1 protein-coding gene and 1 pseudogene are annotated in these 1,202 nt (G+C 61.1%); both read right to left on the bottom strand.

What is annotated here, in order from left to right:
• A partial coding sequence (locus tag EN906_RS34655) for a DUF1344 domain-containing protein (RefSeq protein ID WP_127375800.1) occupies positions 1 to 186 on the bottom strand: 186 nt, incomplete at its 3' end.
• Between the two features lie 385 nt (positions 187 to 571).
• A pseudogene (locus EN906_RS34650) lies at positions 572 to 1,202 on the bottom strand (DUF3137 domain-containing protein); the annotation flags it as partial.

Raw genomic sequence — 1,202 nt, 5'->3', positions numbered from 1 at the left:
AGACAGGGCGCCGACCTTCAGTTTCCCGATCGTCGCCTCCGGCGACAGCTGGTAGATCTTGCCGTCGTCGAGGGTGATCGACTTGGTCGTCGGGTCGACGGCCTGGATGGTGCCCTGAACGGTCGCGGCATAGGCGGTGCCGAGGAAGGCGAGCAGAGCGGCGGTGGTTGCGAGGGTCTTCTTCATTGGTAAGCACTCCGTGCTGTTTCACTTTCCGGACCGCCGCCTTGGGAAACGACAGCACCGGACGGCTTGAAACTGGAACGGAAAGCGCTCCCTCCGCAAATCACGTTGGGTGAATTTTCGCAAACAATATCATAGGCTTAATTCCGACATATTGCTTGTTGCCGACATCATTTCAGACCGCTTCGACTCCTCCAATGCCCACTTCTATCCGCGAAAAGAGTCGCTTAGCCGATTGTGACGGCGGCTTTGGATCGCCACGCGGTCGCTGCAATCGACCTCGAGCAGCATCACGAAACAGCCTGCTCACCGACCATCGACACAAATTTTGTTTCATGGTCAGAGGCGGACTATAGGCGTGACAAATACGGCTTCGACGGCTGACGGCTCAGCCCGCCTCGTCCTTCGCGCCGATCTTGCGCACAAGTGCCGCCGTCGCCAGCATCGCGCCCATGTCTGATATCATCGGCGCGACATGCGTGCTGTAATCGAGCGGCACCGAAATATCCGGCAGTTCGAAGAAGTTCTTCGTCTGCGGCAGCAGCAGGAACCCATCGCTGCCATTGAGCGCGACACGGGCCGGATCGTCCGGCCAGGTTTCGCCAAGCCATTTCAGCGCCTGCGCCAGCCGGCCGCTCACCAGCGGCTGTGCCGCTCCGAGATTGTCGGTGCGGAACTCGTAGGCGGCATCAAGCGCCACGTCGCCACTGGACAGTTCCTGCAGCTTGCTGGCGAACATGCCGCGAAAGAAGCTGATGACGGCATTGGTCCGCCGCGTCGCCACCAATATGCCGGGGAACGGCGCGATGGTCTCGAAGGCGACGATGACGCCCTGGAAGGCGGTCGACGAGCCCTTGCCCGACCCTTCCCGCAGATGCGCCTCGTAGAGTTCGAACGGAAACCCTTCGTAGCGGCCCGCGACGATGTCGTCGAACGCCTGCCGGTTGAACGGACCAACCGCCGTGCGCGGCAATCGGTCGAATGAATTCGGCGTCACGCCATGCTGGTAGCGCATGTCG

The sequence above is a fragment of the Mesorhizobium sp. M7A.F.Ca.CA.004.06.1.1 genome (assembly GCF_003999135.1).
Classification (GTDB): domain Bacteria; phylum Pseudomonadota; class Alphaproteobacteria; order Rhizobiales; family Rhizobiaceae; genus Mesorhizobium.
The sequence above is the reverse complement of the archived record's forward strand: the minus strand, read 5'-3'. Positions and strand labels throughout refer to the sequence as shown.